The sequence below is a fragment of the Candidatus Chloroploca mongolica genome (assembly GCF_004762035.2).
GTDB classification, from domain to species: Bacteria; Chloroflexota; Chloroflexia; order Chloroflexales; family Chloroflexaceae; genus Chloroploca; species Chloroploca mongolica.
Genome location: NZ_SIJK02000063.1, coordinates 7443 through 30321 on the forward strand (window position 1 = coordinate 7443; position 22879 = coordinate 30321).

Annotated in this window: 22 protein-coding genes; 8 read left to right on the forward strand and 14 right to left on the reverse strand. The window is 58.1% G+C overall.

Going from position 1 to position 22879, the window contains the following annotated elements:
• The first annotated feature begins 193 nt into the window (after positions 1-193).
• The gene (locus tag EYB53_RS21435; protein ID WP_135480889.1) at positions 194-1702 is read left to right on the forward strand and encodes a hypothetical protein; all 1509 of its coding nucleotides are present in this window, start codon (positions 194-196) and stop codon (positions 1700-1702) included.
• A gap of 62 nt (positions 1703-1764) precedes the next feature.
• Here EYB53_RS21435 and EYB53_RS21440 read toward each other — a convergent pair whose 3' ends face one another.
• The 3 genes from EYB53_RS21440 to EYB53_RS21450 all read right to left on the reverse strand — a co-directional run bounded on the left by EYB53_RS21440 (position 1765) and on the right by EYB53_RS21450 (position 5612).
• Positions 1765-3717 carry a molybdopterin biosynthesis protein gene (locus EYB53_RS21440; protein WP_135480891.1) on the reverse strand — a complete coding sequence of 651 codons (1953 nt, stop codon included), beginning with the start codon at positions 3715-3717 and terminating at the stop codon, positions 1765-1767.
• A gap of 80 nt (positions 3718-3797) precedes the next feature.
• On the reverse strand, positions 3798-5027 hold the full coding sequence (locus tag EYB53_RS21445) for a molybdopterin molybdotransferase MoeA (protein WP_135480893.1): 1230 nt from the start codon (positions 5025-5027) through the stop codon (positions 3798-3800).
• A 198-nt stretch (positions 5028-5225) separates the two neighbouring features.
• Complete coding sequence (locus tag EYB53_RS21450) at positions 5226-5612, reverse strand: GxxExxY protein (protein ID WP_135480895.1); 387 nt, start codon at positions 5610-5612, stop codon at positions 5226-5228.
• Positions 5613-5783: 171 nt separating this feature from the next.
• On the opposite strand from EYB53_RS21450, the gene EYB53_RS21455 reads away from it, so the two are divergent.
• Together EYB53_RS21455 and EYB53_RS21460 are read left to right on the forward strand one after the other, a co-directional pair.
• Positions 5784-6695: an alpha/beta hydrolase gene (locus EYB53_RS21455; protein WP_135480898.1), complete on the forward strand. Its 912-nt coding sequence runs from the start codon at positions 5784-5786 to the stop codon at positions 6693-6695.
• Between the two features lie 191 nt (positions 6696-6886).
• Complete coding sequence (locus tag EYB53_RS21460; RefSeq protein WP_135480900.1) at positions 6887-8416, forward strand: hypothetical protein; 1530 nt, start codon at positions 6887-6889, stop codon at positions 8414-8416.
• Between the two features lie 258 nt (positions 8417-8674).
• Here the strand turns inward: EYB53_RS21460 and EYB53_RS21465 are convergent, their stop codons facing one another.
• From EYB53_RS21465 to EYB53_RS21505, 9 genes are all read right to left on the reverse strand, one after another.
• Positions 8675-8950, reverse strand: a complete 276-nt coding sequence (locus EYB53_RS21465) for a GlsB/YeaQ/YmgE family stress response membrane protein (RefSeq protein WP_216863692.1) — start codon at positions 8948-8950, stop codon at positions 8675-8677.
• 420 nt (positions 8951-9370) lie between these two features.
• Positions 9371-9592 carry a hypothetical protein gene (locus EYB53_RS21470; RefSeq protein WP_135480903.1) on the reverse strand — a complete coding sequence of 74 codons (222 nt, stop codon included), beginning with the start codon at positions 9590-9592 and terminating at the stop codon, positions 9371-9373.
• A gap of 440 nt (positions 9593-10032) precedes the next feature.
• Positions 10033-10698, reverse strand: a complete 666-nt coding sequence (locus EYB53_RS21475; RefSeq protein WP_135480905.1) for a BON domain-containing protein — start codon at positions 10696-10698, stop codon at positions 10033-10035.
• A 14-nt stretch (positions 10699-10712) separates the two neighbouring features.
• Positions 10713-11768, reverse strand: a complete 1056-nt coding sequence (locus EYB53_RS21480) for a CPBP family intramembrane glutamic endopeptidase (RefSeq protein ID WP_135480908.1) — start codon at positions 11766-11768, stop codon at positions 10713-10715.
• Positions 11765-12439, reverse strand: coding sequence for a head GIN domain-containing protein (locus EYB53_RS21485; protein WP_135480910.1), 675 nt, complete (start codon positions 12437-12439; stop codon positions 11765-11767). Before EYB53_RS21485 ends, EYB53_RS21480 begins: the two co-directional genes overlap by 4 nt.
• 167 nt (positions 12440-12606) lie before the next feature.
• Positions 12607-12789: a glycine zipper domain-containing protein gene (locus EYB53_RS21490; RefSeq protein WP_097650354.1), complete on the reverse strand. Its 183-nt coding sequence runs from the start codon at positions 12787-12789 to the stop codon at positions 12607-12609.
• A gap of 263 nt (positions 12790-13052) precedes the next feature.
• Positions 13053-15914, reverse strand: a complete 2862-nt coding sequence (locus EYB53_RS21495; protein WP_135480913.1) for a cation-translocating P-type ATPase — start codon at positions 15912-15914, stop codon at positions 13053-13055.
• A 44-nt stretch (positions 15915-15958) separates the two neighbouring features.
• On the reverse strand, positions 15959-16513 hold the full coding sequence (locus tag EYB53_RS21500; RefSeq protein WP_135480915.1) for a DUF3267 domain-containing protein: 555 nt from the start codon (positions 16511-16513) through the stop codon (positions 15959-15961).
• Positions 16514-16536: 23 nt separating this feature from the next.
• Positions 16537-16875: a DUF4405 domain-containing protein gene (locus tag EYB53_RS21505; RefSeq protein WP_135480917.1), complete on the reverse strand. Its 339-nt coding sequence runs from the start codon at positions 16873-16875 to the stop codon at positions 16537-16539.
• A gap of 699 nt (positions 16876-17574) precedes the next feature.
• Here EYB53_RS21505 and EYB53_RS21510 point away from each other — a divergent pair.
• The 5 genes from EYB53_RS21510 (at position 17575) to EYB53_RS21530 (ending at position 19862) form a co-directional block, all read left to right on the forward strand.
• Positions 17575-18204, forward strand: a complete 630-nt coding sequence (locus tag EYB53_RS21510) for a DUF488 domain-containing protein (RefSeq protein WP_135480919.1) — start codon at positions 17575-17577, stop codon at positions 18202-18204.
• On the forward strand, positions 18201-18641 hold the full coding sequence (locus tag EYB53_RS21515; RefSeq protein ID WP_135480921.1) for a DUF488 domain-containing protein: 441 nt from the start codon (positions 18201-18203) through the stop codon (positions 18639-18641). Before EYB53_RS21510 ends, EYB53_RS21515 begins: the two co-directional genes overlap by 4 nt.
• Positions 18642-18650: 9 nt before the next feature.
• On the forward strand, positions 18651-19310 hold the full coding sequence (locus tag EYB53_RS21520; protein WP_135480923.1) for a dual OB domain-containing protein: 660 nt from the start codon (positions 18651-18653) through the stop codon (positions 19308-19310).
• Positions 19311-19503: 193 nt separating this feature from the next.
• Positions 19504-19626, forward strand: a complete 123-nt coding sequence (locus EYB53_RS21525; RefSeq protein ID WP_503827073.1) for a type II toxin-antitoxin system HigB family toxin — start codon at positions 19504-19506, stop codon at positions 19624-19626.
• 5 nt (positions 19627-19631) lie between these two features.
• Positions 19632-19862 (forward strand): hypothetical protein, encoded by a 231-nt coding sequence (locus tag EYB53_RS21530; RefSeq protein WP_129671837.1) that lies wholly within the window; start codon positions 19632-19634, stop codon positions 19860-19862.
• A 65-nt stretch (positions 19863-19927) separates the two neighbouring features.
• Here the strand turns inward: EYB53_RS21530 and EYB53_RS21535 are convergent, their stop codons facing one another.
• Positions 19928-20380 carry a nitroreductase/quinone reductase family protein gene (locus EYB53_RS21535; protein ID WP_135480928.1) on the reverse strand — a complete coding sequence of 151 codons (453 nt, stop codon included), beginning with the start codon at positions 20378-20380 and terminating at the stop codon, positions 19928-19930.
• Between the two features lie 1364 nt (positions 20381-21744).
• Positions 21745-22879 (reverse strand): LysM peptidoglycan-binding domain-containing protein (locus EYB53_RS21540; protein WP_135480932.1); only part of this gene is annotated, 1135 nt, incomplete at its 5' end.

Genomic DNA, 22879 nt, shown 5'->3' on the forward strand with positions numbered 1-22879 from the left:
CCCCTTGCGGGTGCCCCACCCCCTTGCGGGTGCCCCACCCCCTTGCGGGTGCCCCGTTGTATCCGATTTCGTATGATGCAACAGCCCTGGATCTTTGCTCGCACGTATATCCTTTTGCTATCGCCGGTGGTATGATTGAGACGGAGGCTTTTCAGGTCTGGCATCGGGCGGTTGTACCGTCAGAAAGGGTACCATGAGCGATAATTTGTGGTTCTTTCTTGCCAATGAGTCGTTCCGTCAGCGGGGTGAGGGTTTTCAGCGGGAGTGGTCGTTTCATATGTTGGCCGCAAAACGTGGTTTGGGGATGCCACTTACGCGGTCGCTGCCTTTTGCAGAGCAAATTCGGGTTGGTAATCAGACCTATGGACATCAGCCTTTTGCGCGGGATCTGCTCTTTAATCCCTCAACGTTCTGGTTGAATGTTCGTAGTCTCAATGATGAGTTGCAGGACAAGCCGCCTTCTACGACCTCGCTCGGTTTCCACTTGCTCCGCCATGCCTTTCCGCGCTCGATTGGGGCAAGCAATCCGCCTGAAGGCATTGCTACCCACACGGCATTTGAACGCGATTGGACGTTTCATCAAGAGGCGATCCGGCTCAAGCTGGGGATGGCGCTCAGTGGCAATTATGCGATTTCGCCAGAACCCAATCTCCTCGTGCAGTTGCAGGTTTTTGCTGGCGATACGCTCTACAGTACCGAGCCGCCTTTTCGCGATGCGCTGCGCTTGAGCGATCTCGCGCCCGATGATCCGCTCTACCATCCGCTCTGGTTTGAGGCCTACAAAGTGGCTCAGGCGCTCTTTGGCAATGAGACCTTTGGCTTCAATCCCCATTTCCACAATGCCGCACGTGAAGCCAGGCTCGGTGCCCCGCTCAGCGGTTGGTATCGCACCAGCCACGAGGGTGTCCCCTACGATATGCAGATTTTTGCCTTCGATACGCTCTATTCGCCGCTTGCCGGACCAATTCTGCGCTGGAGTCAGCTTGATCTGCCGCAAGAGGTGCGTGATTTTCCTGAGCCGTCGGGCGATGAGCCGATTCCTGTGACAGGGGAAGGCAAAATTCCGAGTACCCAGTTTGTTTCGCAGTGGCTTAAGGATCATCCAACGACACCCGATCCGATCCGTAAACTGATCCGTTTAGCCCTCCGCGTCTTATATGAGGTGAACGATAGCCGTGTGCTGGCGATCTTGACCGCCAAGCAGCGCGCCCAGATGCGTGGCTCACCCGATGTTGTCTGTGCCGATCTGGTTTCGATGTGCCTCAAAGAGGCCGGTGTCAATACACTCTGGAATGTCACGCAGCCTCCGGGCACCGCCTATCGCGGGGATCGTGCCGCCAACTACTTCCGCCCCGAACCACACCATCCCCTGCTGCGCTACGTCCCCGACCATGAACCCTGGCTCCCTGGCGATATCCTGGTCTACAAAGATTTTTTTCATGCGGTTGCGGGCTGGCTTCCGGACGAATACCATCACGTCGTCATCTACGTTGGCCCTTTTAGTGGGAAAGACCGAGGAGGACGCGTCTACCCGGAGTCGCGCACCTACAGTGTGGTGAGTTCAAGCATCTACAGTCCGTACACCAGCGGAGCGACCCGCGACAACGCAGCGCGGGCAAGCTATTTTGGCTACGGTTCGATCGTCCGGGTGCGGCACCGCGAAATCGAGCAACTCTATCGTGACGCGGGGATCATTGCGTGATGCTGCCGTTCTCAACGAGATGGAGGGGTGCCAGATGGGGCCGAAGCACGCGCCCCTGCCCGCTATGCAGGCGGAGGCGCGTGCTTCGGCCCTACGACTCCCATATGACGCACGTCGTAGCCGCCGAGCGCCGCCACGGCGGCCTGGTACGCCGGGTCTGCCAGGGTGCGCCGCAAGGGTTCGAGCAAGGGGCTTTGCCAGTGGCGCCGTGGGATGGCGAGGTCGTAGCGTTCGCTGAAGAGGGGTACAAAGTCGAGCCCTAGCGCACGCGCTGCCGCGAGAATGCCCAGGCCCACACTCGCTGATGCGCTCATAACCGCGGCGGCCACCGCCATATGCGTGAATTCTTCGCGCTCGTAGCCGATGATCTGGTCGCTGCTGAGGCCAGCGCGGTTGAGGTGATAATCAAGCAGAACCCGTGTGCCCGAGCCTTTCTGGCGGTTGGCAAAACGCACGCCGGGCCGCGCCAGGTCGCGCAGTTCGGCGAAGCCCTGTGGGTTGCCGCGTGGCACCAGAAAGCCCTGTTCACGGTAGGCGAGATGCACCAGCACAATCTCTTCGTCGGGCAAGAGGCGTTCGATAAAGGGGCTGTTGTAGATGCCGGTTGCTTCGTCAAGCAGGTGGGTGCCGGCGAGATGCGCGTCGCGCCGTTTGAGCGCAAGCAAACCACCGAGGCTCCCTACATTGGCTGAACTGAGCCGCGTACCTGGGGCGAGACGGCGCATGTGGCTTGCCAGCAGATCCAGCGCCAGGTCGTGACTGCCAATGGCAACCAGCGTGCCTTCAATCTCGGCGGCATCGCGCAGCAGGGTCACGTTAACGCTGGCCCCGGCGTGAACGCCTTCGGCAAAGCGCGGAATATGTGCTATGCCGTCGGCGCGTACCAGCGACATCACGAGCCCCGCCCCACGCGAGAGTGGCGTTGCAATCAGGCGATCATCGACACGGCCCAGCGCAACGCGCACAAACTCGTCTTCGCCAAGTGGCGAAAGCAGTTTGCGACTCATCGTCGCCTCAATGACGGGACGTTTGGGGGCCACCATGCCCTGGAGCCGATAGACGAGCGGGCGCAGGAATAATTCGGCGGTCAAGGCAGCCGATACCGGGTACCCTGGCAAGCCAAGGGCCGGTTTGCCGTTGGCGACCGCGAGGATCGCCGGGTGACCAGGACGGATCGCAACACCGTGGACAGCTACTTCGCCCAGTTCACCAAAAACGGTCGCGGTATAATCCTCGGAGCCCGCCGACGAACCGGCGTTGACGACCACAAGATCGTGCGTATCTAGCGCTTCGGCGACGGTCGCACGCAGCAGATCCTTGCGGTCAGGAACAGGCGGCAAGCGCGTTGCCTCACCGCCCCACTCGTTGACCATGCCGGCGAGCATCAGCGCATTGAACTCGATAATCTCGCCTGGTTCCAGCGTGCGTTTCGCCGCTTCTTCGACCGTCACCAGTTCGGTGCCAGTCGCAATGATGGCGACCCGGGGACGCCGCCGCACTGCGACGGTCGCGTGACCTGCTGCCGCCAGCGCACCCAGATCAACCGGGCGCAACAGATGGCCCTCGGGCAAAACAAGTTCGGTTGCCACGAGATCTTCGCCAAGCGGACGAACGTGTTGCCAGGGTGCGACCGAGGCGGCAATCTCAAGTGTTGTCTCATCAAGTGTCTGCACATGCTCGGCCATGATGACCGCATCAGTCTCGGGCGGCATTGGATCGCCTGTATCAACCCAGATCGCCTGCGTGCCAAGGGTCAGCTGGAGCGGCTGTGATTCCGTTGCACCGAGTGTATCGGCTGCCCGCACCGCAATGCCATCCATCGCCGCCGCGTGGTAATGGGGCGAGGAGAGCGCCGCCCAGACCGGCCCCGCCGTCAATCGTCCACATGCCTCAGCAAGGGCGACCACTTCGGCTAGTGGCAGCCGCAACCCACCGACGCGTTCCAACGCCGTCTCAAAACGGCGTATCGCCTCATCAAGGGCGACATCCTCAAGATAATAACGTCTCCGTGTCATCGTCATTGCTCCCGACAAAACCCGACCCAACACTTTGCGCCGTTGCGTCGCTGAGGACTTTGCGCCTTTGCGCCTTTGCGTCAAAACAACCGCACCTCAACCAGCGCATCAGCATAGAGCCCCGACTGGTCAAGGGGAACGCGCACAATGCCATCGGCGCGGACGAGGGTATAGATCTGATTTGATTTGCCAAAGACCGGATCGGCCCAGAGTTGGTCAGCGCGTCGTTCGAGTCGAACCGGCACCAGATCTTCGCGTCCTGGTTTCGAGGCGATATTGCGCGCAAGGCGTGCGGTCGTGACAGCGCTGAGCGCCTCACCGGCCCCTTGCAAGCGGCGCAATGTCGGCGCCACAAAGAGTTCAAAGGCAGCCATTGCCGAGACCGGGTTGCCGGGTAGCCCAAATACCGGACGCCCATCGGCCATCGCGAGGATCGTTGGCTTGCCGGGTTGAATAGCGACGCCATGCACAAGAATACCCGGCTGCCCCAGACTCGCAATGATCTCGGCGGTCATATCGCGGGTACTCACCGAACTGCCCGCCGAAACGACCAGGACATCAGCGGTTGCAAGGGCAGCGACGGCCATGCGGCGCAACGTCGCCTTATCATCGGGGGCAATGCCACACAGCACTGGCTCGCCGCCGACGCGACGGGTCAGGGCGGCAAGCGTATAACTATTAATATCGCGTACCTGCCCTGGGCCAGGCGTTGTATCCGCAGACACCACCTCATCGCCCGTTGCGAGTAGCGCCACCCGAGGCCGGACGACGACAGGAACGGTTGTCAGGCCTACCCCCGCCAGCCCACCGAGATCCTGAGGGCGCAAGCGATGCCCGCGAGGAAAAAGCAACGCCCCGGCACGGACATCCTCACCAACGGGGAGCATATTTTCACCAACGGCGACCGGGCGCACGACCTCGATCATCTTCACATCAACGGCTTGCGTATGTTCCACCATCACGACCGCATCGCTCCCGGGCGGCAACATCCCCCCGGTATGGACACGAGCGGCCTGACCGGAACCAACCCGCAGATCGGCATGGCGGCCCATCGTCACCTCGCCACAGAGCGTCAGATAAGCCGGCAGACCCTCGCTCGCCCCGAAGGTGTCGGCGGCACGCACAGCAAAGCCATCCATCGTCGAACGGGGAAACGCAGGAAGATCGCATGGTGCATGCAGATCCTGAAACAACACACGCTCAAGCGCCGCATGTAAAGGCAATTCCTCTGCATGGTCGAGCAACGTCAGCAGTTTCTGCAACCGCGCATTGGCCTCATCTGCGGTGACAACATGAAATAACTCGGGCATAACGACTCCAGGCCCGGGGGCCGGTCTTCAAGGGAGATATGGGAAATATGCTGGTTGTTGTTATTATACCATTGAAAGCAGGGGGGTGAGAGGCGGGGAGGTTTTAACGCAGAGGCGGGGAGGCGCGGAGGCGCGGAGAGTCTGGACGCTTCCCCTCTGCGCCTCTCCGCCTTTGCGCCTCTGCGTTTAAAAAACAGATCACTTCAGATCATTCACAACCCGATAATAGCCATTTTTGACGTACACCTCACCGAAGTTGATAATCAGCGCTAGCCGTCGTTGGGTAAGACGCAGATACGTTAACGCCTGCGCTTGAAAAATGGCGTTGTATTGAACAACTGCTTTGACTTCGATAATGACCAGTTCTTCAACAAGGAGATCAAGACGCAAAGGATCTGCGATGAGATAACCTTTATATACCACAGGCACAGAAACCTGACGCCTAACTGTCAGACCACGTTTACTGAGTTCCCAGGCAAGCGCTTCTTCATAGACGCTCTCTAGCAATCCAGGCCCACCAAGCGTTCGATGCACCTCAATCGCGCAATCCAGGACTATGCCACTAATCTCATTCTCTCGTAGCATCGAGTTCTCCTTTCAACGGCACTGTGTAAAAAACCAAAACCCCGCAACATATACCGCACAGGTGCCGAGAAGGATACATGCTTTAACGCAGAGGCGCGGAGGCGCAGAGGGGGAGAGGTTGTGTTACCATGGTGAGGGTATTTCACGTTTATAGACAAAACAACTCGATCAATGCAACGAGCAATACGGTTCCTCTTGGCACTGCTGTTAGCTGGTGCAATCTATTTGGGGTTGGCGGCGTATGCGGCGGCGATTTTTACGATGGCCCCGCGTACGTTTGATCCCAACAATAATCCAGCAAAGTTTGGGCTTGATTTTCGTGAGGTTCGTTTTCCCTCACGGACACCGGGGCTTGAGTTGGCGGGATGGTATATGCCCAACCCTGGCAGTACGCGGGCGCTGGTGATGGTGCATGGGCATACGAGTAGCCGTTCTGCCGAGTTTGGCGGCGGCATAGGCGAACTCGCTGCGGCGCTGCATCAGCGCGGGTTTGCGGTGCTTGCCATTGATCTGCGGGGGCACGGCGCGAGCGATGCGGCACCGATTGGCTTTGGCACCGTCGAGCACGACGATGTCGCCGGGGCGCTCGATTGGCTCCGTGCCGAGGGCTTTGCCGCAGATCACCTGGGTGTCTTTGGCGTCTCGATGGGCGGCGCGGCGTCGATCCGTGCGCTCGCCGATGACCCCGAGGTTGCGGCGCTGGTTGTCGATGGCACGCCGGCTGTCATTCAGGAAGTTGTGCAGCGGCAATGGACGCGAAACTTGCGTCTGCCCGAGTTTTTTCTCTCGACGACCCTCTTTGTGGCACGTATGCGTTATGGCATTGACCTTGAAGCCAACGCTGCTCTGGAGGCGATGCCACGCCTTGCCCCACGGCCAGTGCTGATTATTCACGGTCTCGACGATGCACTGATTTTGCCTGACCATGCCGAACGCCTGGCTGCGGCCTTGCCGAGTGCCGAACTCTGGCTCATTCCGGGGTCAGGTCACGCCCAGAACTTCGCGACGGAACGCGAACGGTATATTGCCCGCGTCGGTGACTTTTTTGACCAGCATGTCCCCGCGCAGTCGCCGCGCCCATAGTTGACGCAAAGGCGCAAAGCTGGGTATGCCGTTCCATCAACCCTTCGCGCCTTTGCGCCTTTGCGTCTTTGCGTCAAACAACCCTTCGCGCCTCTGCGTCTTTGCGTCAAATAACCCTTTGCGTCAAGACTTGGTATAATTCAGCCTACAGGCTTGCCTGATCATCTCTTTTTGCCAGGTTGAGAGAACCCATGTCAATATCAGATCTTGAGGGCATCCAGTTTGTGCCCGGTGCCGACGGCGAACGCAGTACGACGAGGGTGAATAAGGCGATCGCCAGTGCCGCCCTTGAGCCGGTTGATCCGCTTGCCGCCCAGGCGGCGCGCAATGAGGCGAATTGGCGGAAGCAGTATCCGCACCATATGCGTGCCCTGACCGAGGCCGGGATTGCGTATCCGGCTGCGGCGCTGACGCTCGCCGAGGCTGGCCTGGCCGCTGCCTGGCAACAGATCGAGTTTGTGCGCAATGGTCAGGCGCGTCCCTTTGCCGAGGCGCTCGATGACCCGTTGCCCAATGCCTTTGCGACGGTTGAGGTGCAAGGTCAAGGTTCGCCTGAGGTTGAACCCTGGTCGCTGCCGTATCGTGGTCAGCAGTTGCGCGGCGAGGCGTTGCTCGCTCAGCTGGCCCGTTGGGAAGAGGCCGGCATTATCGAGCCGAGTCATGCCCGTGCGTTGCGCCGGGTCAATGAGCACCCCGAGTGGTTCGATCTCTCGGATCGCACACTGGTGCTGCTTGGCGCTGCTTCGGAGGCGGGGCCGCTGGCGATGCTAGCCCGCTGGCGGGCGACGATTGTTGCCATTGACTTGCCTGATCAGGCGCGCTGGGCGAACCTTGTGCGCCTGGTGAGCGAGGGCAACGCTCGTCTGATCGCGCCTGTCAGCCAGCCGGTACCGCCCGGAACACCAACGGCGAACTGGACAGGCCTGGCCGGGGCGAATTTGCTGACCCAGACGCCCGAGCTAATTGCGTGGTTGCAAACGCTGGAGCAACCGCTGGATCTTGGCGCAATTGCTTATCTTGATGGCGAACGGCACCTGCGGGTCTCGCTGGCGATGGACGCAATCATCACCCAGATCAGTGCGGCGCAAACCGCAACAACCTTGATGTATATGGCGACCCCGGCTGATGTTTTTGCGGTACCCGAAGAGCCCGCCCGCATCGCGATGCAACGCTTTGCCAGTCGCGGCTTACCGGGGCGGCTTTTCACCCAGATCGGGCGTACCCTGAGTGGCGGGCGACTTTTGCAACCGCATGTCACGACGCTACGTGATGGTGGCAACGGGCGGCACTATGGCATTGTTGACGGCATTGTTATCGAACAAGGGCCGAACTACGCCCTTGCCAAACGGCTCCAGCAATGGCGGGCGATCACGGCCCGCGCCGCAGGTCAGCGCGTAGCCATCAATGTCACCCCTTCAACGATGACGCACTCGGTGATCAAGAATCCGGCGCTGAAGGCTGGCTACAATGGTGCCGATCGTTTTGGGATCGAGGTCTTTGCGCCCGAGACGACACGGGCCATTATGGCCGCGCTCTGGGTGCATGATCTGCGCTGTCGTCACTGTGTCGCCGATCCCGGCGTGCCGCTGATGCATCCGCTCGAACTGCTGATGGACGGTGCCAACCACGGTGGCCTTTGGCGGATCGGCTTTTTGCCGCGCTCGGTGTTGCCGTTTGCCGCACTAGTTGGCTATATCCGCGGCAAACTTGGGCGCACGTAGTGTACCCTGCGGCCCTGGCGGGGCACCCGCAAGGGTTGCCCCTACAGGGCCGGGGGCCGGGCCCGGTGTACGGGGGCCCCCCTTGCGGGTGCCCTAGCGGGGTGCATACACGGAAGATGCAATCGCCCTGCAGTCTCTGCTGCCCGTTTGCGCCGATAATGCGCACAAGTGTCTGCGTGCTCAGGCCGCTCAGCTTTGAACCCTGGACGCTCACTGCTCACCCCGTACCTCCAAAGCGGGGGCGTGGACCACACCAGGCTAGCGAACACTCCCACGGCGTACCAGGTTAACGATTGCCAGCAGAATGACGGCGCCGACGAACGAGACCAGGAGTGCGCCGAGGCTGAAGTCGCTGTCGTTGATGTTGCTACCGCCGATCCCCAAGAGGTTGAACACCAGCCCGCCGAGGAACGCGCCGACGATACCGACGACGATGTTCAGCAACAGGCCCTGCTGAGCATTCGTTCGCATCACCAGACTTGCCAGCCACCCGACGATTGCCCCGAATAGCAGCCATAGAAGGAAGTTAATCATGCTTATGCTCCTTACGCTTAGTGGTACTACTCTAAGTATAGTAATCGGAACAGCCTTCAGGTAGCAGGCGAACTGTGTTTAGCAGGTCAGGATTACCCTGTCAGTGTCAGGATGCGGTGCCAGGCTGCTGCTGGGCCGCCACCGCCACCCGCTCGGGTTCCTTCGCGCCGTTCCGGGTCAGTGGCGGCGCGGTTGGCTCGCCCGCACATGGCGGGGCAAAGGTATTGGAGGCGTGAGTAATGCCGAGGGCGAAAAGGAGACTCGCAGTCTACGCTGGGGCATCTGCTACCCAACCGTGAACGGTGGGGCTTGTCCCTGGCGCTACCAGCTCGAAAGCTGGCATCCGAGACCAGAGGCTGGATGACCGCAGCCCTGAAACGAGCGCGGCCCGTCTCGATGGACGCACACCCCTTGAACCTTTTACCCGACAGAAGACCGTAGATTGCGCACCGCATCCACCACGATGCCGATCCCAGCGCCACACACCATCCCGCTCAGCATATCGCCGAACAGGAGCCCGGCGACAATGCCTAGCCCGGCTCCAATGCTGATGCCTACCCCAAAATTGGTATTGCGCAGGCGAGCCGCCGCGGATTCATCACCTGCGCCCACCGCTCCGGTGTGGTCGTTGTCCTGGCTCATCGTGTTCCTCTCAGTAGTCTGTAACGTACGTTTTCTGCTCTGCTGCCGAAGGGAGTGCCGGCTTCAGCCGGCTAAAGCCGGCACTCCAGAATACTAGGAAGCTTAGGTTACACACTACTCAGTATGATCCCCAATGCTTCAGCCTGCCCCTTTGCCGGCAGCGTTACGCCCTCGGAGCGTACACGCCTATCGTGACCGGCAGCCAGAACCCAGCGGCATTGTTCACGGCGGTGTGCAATAGCACGACGAGCCAGAGGTTGCCCTTCGTGCGATGGCAGCGTGGCTAGCGGGAAGGAGCGGCACCCAGGCGGTTGCTGCAAAGGCCCACATCGCCAGCACGACCAGCGCACTGATGCAGCAAAGGGCGCAAGTGCGATGACGATATCCTGGTCGTGCTGATACGCATAGCCCGGAGCAGTGGCATAGAGCATCAGGCATCGTCACTCCCGGATGACGATATCATTGGCGACCGTTGTCACCCCTTTTGCGCGCCAGGCCACATCCCTGGCGGTGTCGAACTCGGCCCAGGATTGAACCGTGCCGGCCAGCGTCACATGCGAGCCCTGGACGAAGATAGCAATCGCGCTTGCATCAATCGCGGCGCTGCGATCCAGCGCCTTCCTGATCCCCGCTTCGATATCGCTCGCCGATACATGCGGCTGCACGATCGTAATCTCGTTGTCCACACCCTTGACGTCCGCGATCCGCCAGGCGTTGGCCTCGGCGGCGCTGCGCTGGTAGTACCAGTCGGTGGTGCCACGCAGCGTCACCCAGCCGTCTTCGACGCTGATCTGGATGCGGTCGCTCAGCACCGACGAGTCAAAATGCAGTGCGTCGGCGAGATGGCGCGCGATCTCATCGTCGGCATAGCGCTGGCCCCTAACGGGCTCGATCGTGAGCTCATTCATCAAACCGCGCACTCCGACGATTCGTAGCGCGTCGCGCTCGGCGGCCCATTTCTCGCTAGACAGCACGACGGCCCCGCGCAGCGTCACGACACCATCCTTCACCGTGACGCCGATATCGGTGATGGTGACCTCCGGATCCCATGTGAGCTCGTCGCGTACGTCGTCCTGGATCTGTCGGTCGGACTTGAAGCTTGGCATAGAAGTACTCCTCGTTATGTTATGTGTGAATAGGCATGCACCGTTGCGTGCTCAGGGGGCCGCAGGCGCCACATGCGATCCGTGATGATCAGCGTCACCGTCATGATGAACATTGCAGCGTACACGCCTACCGTGACCGGCAGCCAGAACCCGGCAGTGTTGTTGACGGCGGTGTGCAACAATACGACGAGCCAGAGGTTGCCCTTCGTGCGGTTGAAGAACCAGGTGAAGAGGACAGTGGTCGGAATGGTGATCACAATGCGCAACAGAATGCCGGGCAGGCCGTCGGGAAAGATGCCGTGGTAGACGCCCTGGAGGTGGAGCGGCACATGCCAGAGGCCCCAGACTACGCTTAGCAGTAGGCTCGCTACGAGCGGGCTGTGGTGCGCCTGGAGCCGTGGCAGCGCAAATCCGCGCCAGCCGGCCTCTTCGCCGAGTGGTCCGCCGTAGAGCAGCGTTGCAACAAAGGTGGTCACGAGCAGCGGCAGCAACTCGCGCATCGGCTCGGTGCGCGGCCAGGGCGGCAGTGGCTGCCCCAGCAGGGCGAGCAATGCGAGGCCCAGGAGGCTGATGATCACCGGCAGCAGCAGTGCCACAAGGTACCAGATCGGCGGCGCCCGCCAGGCGGCGAGCGTTCGGAGCAGATCGCGTACGCCGCGACGGCGGCTGAAGACGTTCCACACGATCCAGGCCGGTAGCAGCGTGATGACCAGCCACAGCAGCGCCGCCACCGCCGGGCGTGTGCTCTCGAGCGGGTTCGACACGACGGTGATATTCAGCCACACGGTTCCTGCGAGCACCGCACCCGCCAGCCAGCGCTGGCGGCGTGGCGAGGCCGATGCCTGCTGCTCGGGGGCGAGTAGCCCGGCGAGCGCGATTGCAGCCAGAGTTGGGCCGTAGGCGGCGACGATGCCGAGCCAGCCGGCGCTGATCGGGTCGGCGTCGGCAAGCAAAGACTGTAGCCCCCAGATGCTCCAGGAGAGCGCGAAGGTCAGGCCGAAAAAGGCGAGCAGCGCGTGCCGCTGAAGCAGCAACCGGAGTTGCGGTGCGGTAGAAGCGGTGGCGTTCATGGTGCGCGCTGCCGGATCGAGCCGACGCCGGTGACCTGTTCGTGCAATTCAGGGTTGCCGATGTACGCGATGCTACCCGCGCCGCTAATCGTGGCGTCGAGCCGCTCGCTCACGTTCACCACCACGCTGCCGAACCCGCTGAGATCGACCGTCGCCCGCTCGCTGACGAGGGCAGCGCCATCGTAGTTGCCCGCGCCGCTGAGCCTCACGTGTTGCTCTAGCACTGTGCCGCCGATGCTTACCGGCCCCGCGCCCGAATGGCTCACCGTCAATTGCTCGCCGCTAAAACCGTGTACACTGACCGAGCCTGCGCCCGAGAAGTTGATTGCCGTGAGGGTCTTGACCGTTACCGTGAAGGTGAGGCGGGTGGCGTCGCTAAAGCCCTGGTCGGCTTTAATGTCCAGGTAGAGAGTGTCGTCACGCACGTCACCCAACACAACCGCCTGCAGGTTGTCGTCGGTCTCCACCGTGAGGCCATTAGTGTCGCCCTGGGTGATCACGACCTCGCCCACACCAGCGACATCAATCGCGGTGAAAGCGCCGACCTCACGTGTTTCAGTCGTGACGTTCCCTGAACCCTGGAGCTGGCCAAGGCCCAGATTAACCGTTACACAGCCGCTGAAGGCTAGGCCCAGCAAGACGAGCAGCGTGAGTCGAAGAATCGTATGCATACAAGCCTCTATTTTCTCTTGGTGATCAAACCCAGATAACTTTTCTAGATGCAATACCTTGCAAAGAAGGTGGTTATTTTGATGCAAAGGCGCAAAGGCGCAACGTTTTTCGCGTAGGTGAGCAACCCTTCGCGCCTTCGCGTGAGCTTCTTGGAAACGTATTAGTTCTAGATGGGCGGTTCTTCAGGCGCATCGTGTTTCGCCGTGTCACTGTGCTTGCGCTTCTGATCGAGGCTCGTACCAATCGCCGTGCCAATCGCTACACCCAACGCAAGCCCGATAGGAATATTATTCATTGCAACCCCCAAAGCGAGTCCCAAGCCTACTCCAATGGCGATGCCTATGCCCATCGAGTTCTCTTTCAAGGTATCTTCTTTCTTTGTAGCTTGTTACATGCCTAGTCCAGCGCATAGCGCTCACCGCCCACCGCACGACACACAGCCCGAGGGCAGAAGATCAGCGGTAGCTCAGGGGAAGGGCATCACGGAAAAGAGGAGTGCGCACGTGGTCGGGGAGATCGTGCAAGGCGGGCAGTATGATTCAGCATAGCACGCGCAGCGCGGGTGTTCTAGCGGGCAAGGCCGCGCACCTGAGCGCCATTTCCCTGACCTTGTCAGGAGAGACCCTGTCGCTCCGGTGAGCTTGTCGCCTGCGTCTCCCCCCGCTTGCTGCTCATGCCCCCACGGCCTAGATACCAGACCGCCTTGCTCAGTTCGCGCAGCCAGAGCACACTGCTGGCAACGAGCACACAGGTCAGCCAGTCGCTGCCTTGCAAAGGCACGGTGTCGAAGGCGCGCTGCAAGAGCGGTACGTAGATCACCGCAACCTGGAGGATCAGCGATAAGGCGACGGCGCCAAACAGCCACTTATTGTGGAAGAGCCGATAGAAGGCGCTGTGCGTGTCCGAGCGTGCGTTAAAGACGTTGAACATCTGAAAGAGCACGAGTGTCGTGAGGGCCATCGTCCGTCCATAGGCCATCGTGCCGGTCCCGGCAATCAGGCCGCCCGGCAAAGCGGCGTCGAGCACCAGAAGCGTTCCAACGGCCATGATGACGCCGACAAAGGCGATGCCAAACCACATCGTGCGCGTGATCACCCCGCTGCCCTGTGCACGGGGCTGCTGTTCCATCACCGCGGGATCGGCGGGGTCGAGACCGAGCGCGAGCGCGGGGGCGCCGTCAGTCACCAGGTTGATCCACAACATATGGGTGGCGAGCAGCGGGGCAATGATTGCGCTGTCGCCGCTGGCCGTCAGGCCAAGTTGATCCGCCAGCACGACGCCCCCGAACATGGTCAGGACCTCGCCGATGTTGCTCGACAACAGGAAGCGCAGGAACTTTTGGATATTGGCGACGATTGAGCGGCCCTCGCCTACCGCTACCACGATCGTGGCGAAGTTGTCGTCGGTCAGGATCATATCGGCGGCTGCCTTCGAGACATCCGTGCCGCTGATGCCCATCGCCACTCCGATATTGGCCGCTTTGAGCGCAGGCGCGTCATTCACGCCATCGCCGGTCATCGCCACCACCGCGCCGTTCTGTTGCAGGGCTTTGACAATGCGTAGCTTATGCTCTGGGGCGACGCGGGCATAGACCGACGCCTCGCGCACGACGGCTCTGAGTTCCTCCTCTGACATGCGCTCCAACTCTGCGCCCGTGATTGCGGCAGACGATGTGACGATGCCGAGCTCACGCGCAATGGCGGCTGCGGTCTGGGGGTGATCGCCAGTGATCATAATGGTGCGGATACCGGCACCTTTGGCTAGCGCGATGGCGGCTCCGGCCTCAGATCGGGGCGGGTCGATCATGCCAACCAGTCCCAAAAAGACCAACTTCTGCTCGACCTGCTCATTCAACGCCTCGGGGTTTGCAAGCGCATCTGGCGGAAGGGTGCGAAAGGCAATCCCCAGCGTGCGCAGGGAGGCATCGGCAAGCTCTGCATTGGCCGCAAGGATGTGCGCCCGGCGCTCCTCGCTTAGCTGATGAGAACCGTCATCAATCCACTCCTCCTGGCATCGGGCCAGCAGGATGCCAGGGGCACCCTTGGTGAAGACGAGCAGATGCTCGGGGTGCTCGGCATCAGTATGGACGGTGCTCATCAGCTTGCGCTCCGACGAAAACGGCATTTCGCCAACCCGCGGAAAGCGTGCGTCGAGGGCCGTGTCGGTGAGACCTGCCTTGCGCGCGGCGACGATGAGCGCCCCTTCGGTGGGATCGCCCTGAATCACCCAGCGCCCCTCGCGCTCCTGGAGCACTGCGTTGTTCGCACGATCGGCGGCGCGGAGGAGAGTCGTCACCTCAGCACGTAGCGCATCGTCGCCCAGAACCTGATCATGCTGCCACAACTCGCCCTCGGGGGCATAGCCTGTGCCGCGCAACTCCACGTGCCCGCTGGCGGTCACGATCGTGCGTACGGTCATCTCGTTTTTGGTCAGCGTCCCAGTCTTATCAGACGCAATGATGTTGGCCGAGCCAAGCGTCTCGACCGCTGGCAACTTGCGGATGATCGCTCCGCGCCTAGCCATGCGCAGCATGCCCAGCGACAGAACCGCCGTCACCACGGCAGGCAGGCCCTCGGGTACGGCGGCTACGGCCAACGCTACCCCCAGGATGAGCACATCCACCAGCCCGTTCAGATCGCGGATGCCATCGATCACGACGATCATTGCGATCATCACCGCCGCGATGCCCACGACGATCAGGCCCAACAGCTTGCCCGTGCGATCGAGTTCCTGCTGCAGCGGCGTCGGGTCACGCGTGGCCTGCTGCAGCATCCCCGCGATCTTGCCCATTTCAGTGTGCATACCGGTCGCAGTCACCACCGCACGGCCTCGACCGTAGCTGGCGGCTGTGCCGCTGAACACACTGTTGCTGCGATCGCCGATGCTGAGCTCCTGGGGAAGCGGGTCACTGTCTTTCGCGACCGGCAGGCTCTCACCGGTGAGCGAGGCTTCGGCGACCTGGAGCGCGATGGCAGAAGTCAAGCGCCCGTCGGCGGGGATCGTGTCGCCCGCTTCGATCTGCATAATATCGCCGGGCACCAGGTCGCGGGTCGGCACGCGCTGGAGTTGCCCATCACGCAGCACGGACGCCTCGGCTGCGGTCATCGCCCGCAGTGCCGCGACCGAGCGATCCGCCCGCGCCTCCTGGACATAGCCCAGTACCCCGTTAAAGAGCACGATCGCGAAGATCACCAGGGCTTCGTAGGGCACCGATGTAGCGCCTTCATAAGCCCAGAGCGCCAGCGAGGTCGCCGCAGCAATCAACAGCAGTCCGATCAGCACGTTCTGAAACTGAGCCAGGAACCGTCGCCAGGCTGGGGTTGGCGTTTCGGCCTGGAGCATGTTGGGGCCATGCTGGGCGAGGCGTCGGTGCACCTCCTCAGTGGCAAGGCCATTGATGGCGTCGCTGTCAAAGGCGACGAGAACGGTTTCGACTGGGTGCTGATAGGCCACCGCGGGATCAATATGGGCCATTGGTTGCTTCCTTGGATCATTGAGCGGAGCCGTCACTGCAAGCCTTAGCTTGGCGTCCCCTCTACATCAAGCACGTAGCACCCCGCCCGCGACGGGTGATCCTCCACCAGCGTCCCTGGCCTGATCTCGCGCAGCAGCCATAGAACGAGCCAATCGCCGCCGGCCGCAAGGGTATGGATCACGCCGAAGATCAACAGGATTCCGTTGCCCATGATGAGGCTCAGCGCGTAGGGGATGAGGCCCAGCACCAACCCAGGCATCAGCCCCCCGAGCCGGTAGGCACCGATGTCAATGGGGCCTTCCAGATGGGCATAGGGCGTTAGCATTTTCCATTGGACGCCGTAGGTAACGCGCGTAGCTGCGCTCTTGCTCGCGAACTGCCAGGTCAGCCCGTGGATCAGTTCATGCACCACAATGCTGACGAGCATCACCGCGAAGAACAGCAGCGCCCCCGGCAACGTGACCGTCACCTCGAGCCCGCCGTGCAGCAAGACAAAGAGGCTGATCTGCGCTAGCGCGATGGGGAGGCCAATGCCCAGCGCGACCAAATTGGCGCGTAGCAGCGAGACTGAGAGATCGCGTTGCTGTTTCGTGTTCATCGCAGGCTCCTCTGCATAAAACGCTACGGCATCGGCTTGCGCTCAACACTGGTCAGGAAGCGTACACACCCGGTGAGAGCCTTCCAGTCGATGACAATGTGCATCATCGTGACCAAGCTTGCCGCAACGCTGAGCCAGAAGTGAACGTTGGCCCACTGGGCTTTGGTCAGGATGAACATAATGAGCCCCCCCGAGTGCGGGCCTGCTGGCGCAACATACAGGATGAAACCGGTAAGGGCAGCGAGGATCCAGAGCACAATAAGGGTCAAGGCAATCAGCGCCCGCAGACGGGCCTTTTGTCCACTCTTGCGATGCCGATCAGCGGTATGGGCGTGCCCAAGCACACGAGGGTCAGAACTCATGGGGGTTTCCTTTCGCGCCGCCGAGGTGGCGGACAAACGAACTGGCAGGCTTGATCCCAGCGCAACGGTGTGCGCTGCCGGATCGCCCCGCGACCCTTGACCTGCTCGTGCGTAAGGTGAAATGTGTCAAGCCTTTTGGGGCCCAGACCGACAGAGTACTGGGGCGACAGCGCACGTCCGGCTAGCCCTCACCAGCAGGTGGCAGGGCCAGCACGTAGATAGGCGCTGTAGCGATACCCTCAGCATAGCACGGGTACCGCAAGCGGGGAAGCGGGATCAGCAGGCAAGAACAAACTATGGTTTCCCCGACAATGTCAGGTTCCGCCCTTATGATCCGCTGTGGGTCACAGGTCCCGATGAACGGGTCTATCTGCCGTGGCTGGGGCGGTAAACCGTTGCCCGGCTATGATGAAGATACCGCCTCGGTGCGTGCGATGCTACGCAAAGCAGCACACAGACGAACATCCAACCAGAGAATTTTTCGCATGCGCCGATGCAACCGAAACTGTCTCAGCAGAGGCGATCGATTGCGTGGGCGATGGGCTTATGTCAGGGGGTTGGACTGCGGAGCTGCAGGCTATTTCCGCGTTGGGCCTCTTTCTCTCACTGCCCAATGCTCTGTTGACGACCGTACTACAAGTGTGCTACTATCATCATAACTTGAGATAGATCATCCTAACAGATGGAAGGTGCCACACTATGACAGAGAAGATTATATATACTATAGGACACTCAACTCATCCTTTTGAGCAGTTTTACGATCTACTCATCACTCATAACATCAATTGTGTTATCGACGTAAGAAGTGCACCCTTTAGCAGAATTGCACCACAGTATAACAAGCCAGCCCTGTCAAGCAAGTTAAAAGCCGCAAAAATACTTTACTCTCATTTTGGAAGCGAGTTTGGGGCACGGCACACAGACATTAACCTTCTAGACGATGACGGAAAAGTCGATTTTGAAAAAGTACGCAAGACAGAACAATTCAACCAGGGCATACAGCGTTTACACAGCGGTCTAGATATCGGATACCGCATTGCCCTAATGTGCTCAGAAGCAAACCCTTTCGACTGCCATAGGTTTGCTATGATTTCTTATCAATTAGTCAAAGAGGGAATGGCTGTGAGGCATATCCTCAAAGACGGAAAGATTCTCGACAATGCAATTCTAGAAGATATGTTGATAAAGAAATACTTCAGAAAGCTTCCACAAAGTTCGCTTTTCGACGGAGAAGTTACGATTAGAGATCAACTAGAGTTTGCTTACAAACTACGGAATAAGGATATTGCATACTCTGAGGGCGACTCAAACTACAAGGAGGTTGCATGATTACTATTTTTACTATTGGCTTTACTAATAAATCGGCCAAGGTGTTCTTTGAATTATTGGAACAAAGCAAAGTTAAGACAATAGTTGATACTCGAATTAACAACGTGTCTCAATTGGCAGGATATACGAAAGGTACAGATTTATCTTTTTTTGCGCGCCGGGTTGCAAACATTGGCTATGAACACAAGATTGAATTTGCTCCAACGAAAGAATTGCTTAACAGATATCGAAAGAAGCAGATGAGTTGGGCAGAATATGAGATTGAGTATCTCAACCTCCTTGACATACGAAATATAAAAAACAAGGTTGTGGTTGAACAGTTAAACCACTCATGTCTTCTGTGTAGTGAGCATCTGCCAGACAAATGCCATCGCAGATTGCTTGCTGAATATCTACAGAAGACCAGTAGTGATATCCAAATAATACATCTAAAATAGGGATGGCGTATGAAGAAATTATTTGTATGCCTTGCCAACTCAAAAAAGTATGGTAACAGGTGTATTGCAGGTATAGAATTGCAAAAGACGGAATTGGGTTTTCGCGTGGTTCGAAACAATGACGCCCCTATCTGGATACGTCCCGTCTCTAATCAAGAGCACGGCGAGGTTGATTCACATTTGGTAGATCACATTAGTCTACTGGATGTGGTTGAAATTACAGTTACCAGTCCAATGCCGAAAGGCTATCAATCTGAAAATTGTCTATTTTTGGAAGAAATACTACAAGTTGTGAGCAAGACGCCCTTGCGAAAGGATGTTCTTGACAGGTTATGCTCACAGCAAACAGGGATGTTGTTTGGAAACCGAGGAAAGGCCGTCCATTCAGAGAAGATCAACGAACTAAACCATTCGCTAATTCTTATCAGGCCACAGGAATTCAGTGTATACACAACTATGACGGACAAGAATAAAGAACCGATACGAGCTTCTTTTATTTTTGCTGGAACCACCTATGATCTTCCGATTACAGATATCGAATTTGAACAAGAGTATTACAAAAACAAACAACTACTCGATAGTGTTAAACACATATATTTAACCATCTCATTAGGTGTAGAACATAACGGTTGGCATTCTAAGCTTATCGCAGGTATTGTCTACTTCTGACAAGCCGCCGAACCACGCCGTGCATCCTGACGCCGCTGGCGCGGGCGACAACTGGGCGCGATTTTTGGACGTTGTCCCAGGTTGATCCACGTCTCGTTCAAGGAATGCTGCCAGCGGCGCGGCTAACGGGTGGCGTTGGGCGGCGTTCATCCCGTGTCCATGCCTGCCCCCCATGCCTGCCGGGAAACTGACGGTGTTCAATATCGGTGGGAACAACGTCCGGCTCATCGCCGCGATCCATTACAACCGGCAGAAAATCTACATTCGGGCGGTGCTAACCCACGATGACTATGATGCCGACCGATGGAAGGAGTAAGCTAGATGACCACCAGCGAACTGATCACCGTGGAACAGGTGTGGCCCCAGGTCGCCCCGTTCCTGTTTGTCCCACAGACAGTTCAGGATTATGATCGCCTAGTGGCGATTCTGGATGCGTTGATTGATGTCGTGGGGGAGGATGAAGGCCATCCCCTGGCCTCCTTGATGGATATTGTAGGTGTGGTGGTCGAGCACTATGAGGCTGTGCATGTGCCGGAGTTGGATACGGACTAAGCCCATTCCGCCGAGGGGGTGCATACACCTACCCAGCGCGGCGGATCGGGCCGCCGATCATGTCTCTACAGAGGGTGAAGAACCACCATCGCCTTGTGCTGGCACAATCTTTCCAGGTCAGCGCGGTCGAAGCGGAACGGCAACCGATCGAAGAGGTGCATGATCAGGCGGATCATCACCGGATGGCGGCGCAGACGCAATTCGATGAAATTGGCGATCCGCGTCGGGTCGGTAACAGGCTCGGCTATGGCATCGAAGACCTCTTCTCGCATCTGCACATGAACGCGAGGATTGGCAAGGATGTTCTTGTACCAATCCGCTTCGACGCCGCGGGCTGAGGCAATATAAAAAACATCGCCTACCTTCTCATACTGCAACGGAGTCACACGTGGCAATCCAGAGGTGCGGCCAGTGGTGGTCAAGAGCAGCACCACGCGCGTGGGGCCGATCCCGCGCCGATAGTTGGCCGCCATACGGACATTGAGCGCCTTCATGCAGTGGTAGATCGTTTTGGTCACGTTGTTTTTCCTCAACCCCAGTCTGGCGCGTTCCGAGCCCTGGCCCGACCCGTGCTTTGCATTCCAGAATTCTTTTTCTGCCTTGGTGCAAGTATACAGGAAGGCGCGCTTTCAAAAGATGGTGCCGTGCGCAAGAACACGGCACGCACCATGCATGATGCGGAAGCTCTAATCTGCGTAATCTGCGTAATCTGCGGACAATCAGGATGACTCTGCATCAAGCCCTGCACGCCTCCACCAAGGTTTGCCAAGCCCACCTGCGCGGGCTATAATCCATCAAGCCTTTGCGCCTTTGCGCCTTTGCGTCTTTGTGTCTTCGCGCCTTTGCGCCTTTGCGTCAAACTACCCGTCGTATGGCTTTACCCCCACGATATCGAGGGCAGAGCGAACTTCTGCCAGCGGGCTTGCAGACGTTCGAGGAGCGTGAGGGATAGGCCTGCCCAGCGGCGCAACACGTTTGGCCACTCGATCTGCCTACCGAGTCGCAACTGCTCGACGTTTGTGGCACTCAGGCGTTCAACGAAGATCAAACCCAAGCTAACGCAGTCACTTGCCGGGATCGCATTGCCATAGCCCCCAGCCAGCACTGGTGCAGCATAGGGGGCAGCGAGCTTGAGCAGATCGAGCGAGGTTGCAATCGCCTGCGGGCGACGGGCGATGGGCGCTGCCTGGCATGAGCAGGCACGGGGCGCATAAGAATCTGGGTGGGGCGCGGTTTTCGTCCTGGGCTGAGCCTTGGCCGCGAAGGTCGGCGTCGAGCGCACTGCAACGTCTACGTTGTGATCACTTGGTTGTGGTCACTTGGTCGAGGAAAGGATATTTGGCTCCCAGGGTTCACCCAAGATCAGAGGCGTTTGCTCCGGCTGGCTTTTTGGGTACGACGTGTCTGAAAGAATAAGGTGAAACCGAAATGCAGCAGCGTGACCGTCAATAGCAGTCGAACGAGTTGCCCCTGAGCGTGCTAGGCGCTGTCACTTCAGTCTATTGGACAACCTTTACCACAGCGCGTACACGGCATCCGAAGATTGGATCATAACCTGCCTGAACGGTGTCCCGCATGCCCCAGAACAGAATCCGCTTGAGGAGATGTGACGCTAAGGTAAAAATGGCCTCCGAGCAAATCTGCAGAATGAGGTAACCTTCGAAGAGTGTGCGGCGCAATTTGCAGATCAACTTGACGAACAAAGATGTGATTTCGCCAAGCTCGCAGTGTACGGTGATGTAGGAATGATTTAGAATTCAATTGCGCATTCGTATATAATTCATTGCATTATAGCTCTCGCAGTGTACGGTGATGTAGGAATGATTTAGGATTACTATGGCATCCCGACTTTAGTTCCACAAATGCAAGTTGAATTAAATACTCAAGGTCGAATTGTGCGAACAAGGTTTTTAATTCCTTCTTTCACTCGATGATCATCATCGATCGTCTGGTGAGCAATTTTTTCATCCTCGCTTCGCTTTTCACACTTCCTCGGTGTCCAATCAAAACTCCAAGAGCACACTTCTTTTTCCACTTGCTTGTATACCCAACTACTCACATCTGTCCCTACAGCGCCAACCCCTCCAGTTTCTGTTTGAGTTGCTGTAGGCCAATCATTGCTCTGATAGTAGGCTTCCCATTCGAATGATGCTGGTAGACGTGCTTGCCCTCCAATGAAAGGACAATATCCATCAATTGCCACTATTAACGAGGCAGACATGTTGCTCTCACTTAATTGATGACCATTCCTTACGACACGTTTCCCACCACAACTATATCCAACGAGAACAACTTTATATCCCTCATTTATGTCATTTTTAATGACAGATATTATATCTTCATTCCAAGTTTTGTAAAAAACCTCATAACCTTCTCCAAAATAAATGTCGGAAATACCACTTCTTGTTTGTCTAAATCCGGCAAAAGAATAAACTTTTACATGAGGTTTAGAAGATTTACAACTTCCGTTGGAGCACTGATCCATGATATTGGGTTTAATGATTTCAATAATATTCCTAATCAAGCTTCCAACTCCAACTTGAGAAGATGTGTTGCAAGGAATAAACAGCTTTAAGCCCGACTGGATAGTGTTAGGATTGTTGCCTATTTTATCTTTATTAGCATGATATATCTCTTGCCACGGAATTCCATATTTATTTCCAATTACTGATAGGTACTCACCTAATTGGACAATATGTGTTCCGCCGCAACTAGCCTTCCTTCCGCAGTTGGTGGTGCCTGTTCCCTTAATTTCCGCCTGCTGCTGTGTGTTCTGCTGCGCCTGTTTCGCAGAGGTACTTGTGGGCAGATTCAGCCGCTGTCCAGGATAGATCAGGTTGCCGTTAGTAATGTGGGGATTTAGCTTGAGAAGATATTCAACTGTCGAACCAATCGATGTAGCGATATGCCATAGGGTATCTCCTTGCTCGACAGTATTGGTGCTCCAGTTGAACAATCCCAGCGGATCAGTGTAGTTCAAGGGGTTGGCCTGGACGTAGAGGTAGCGGTTGAGGCTG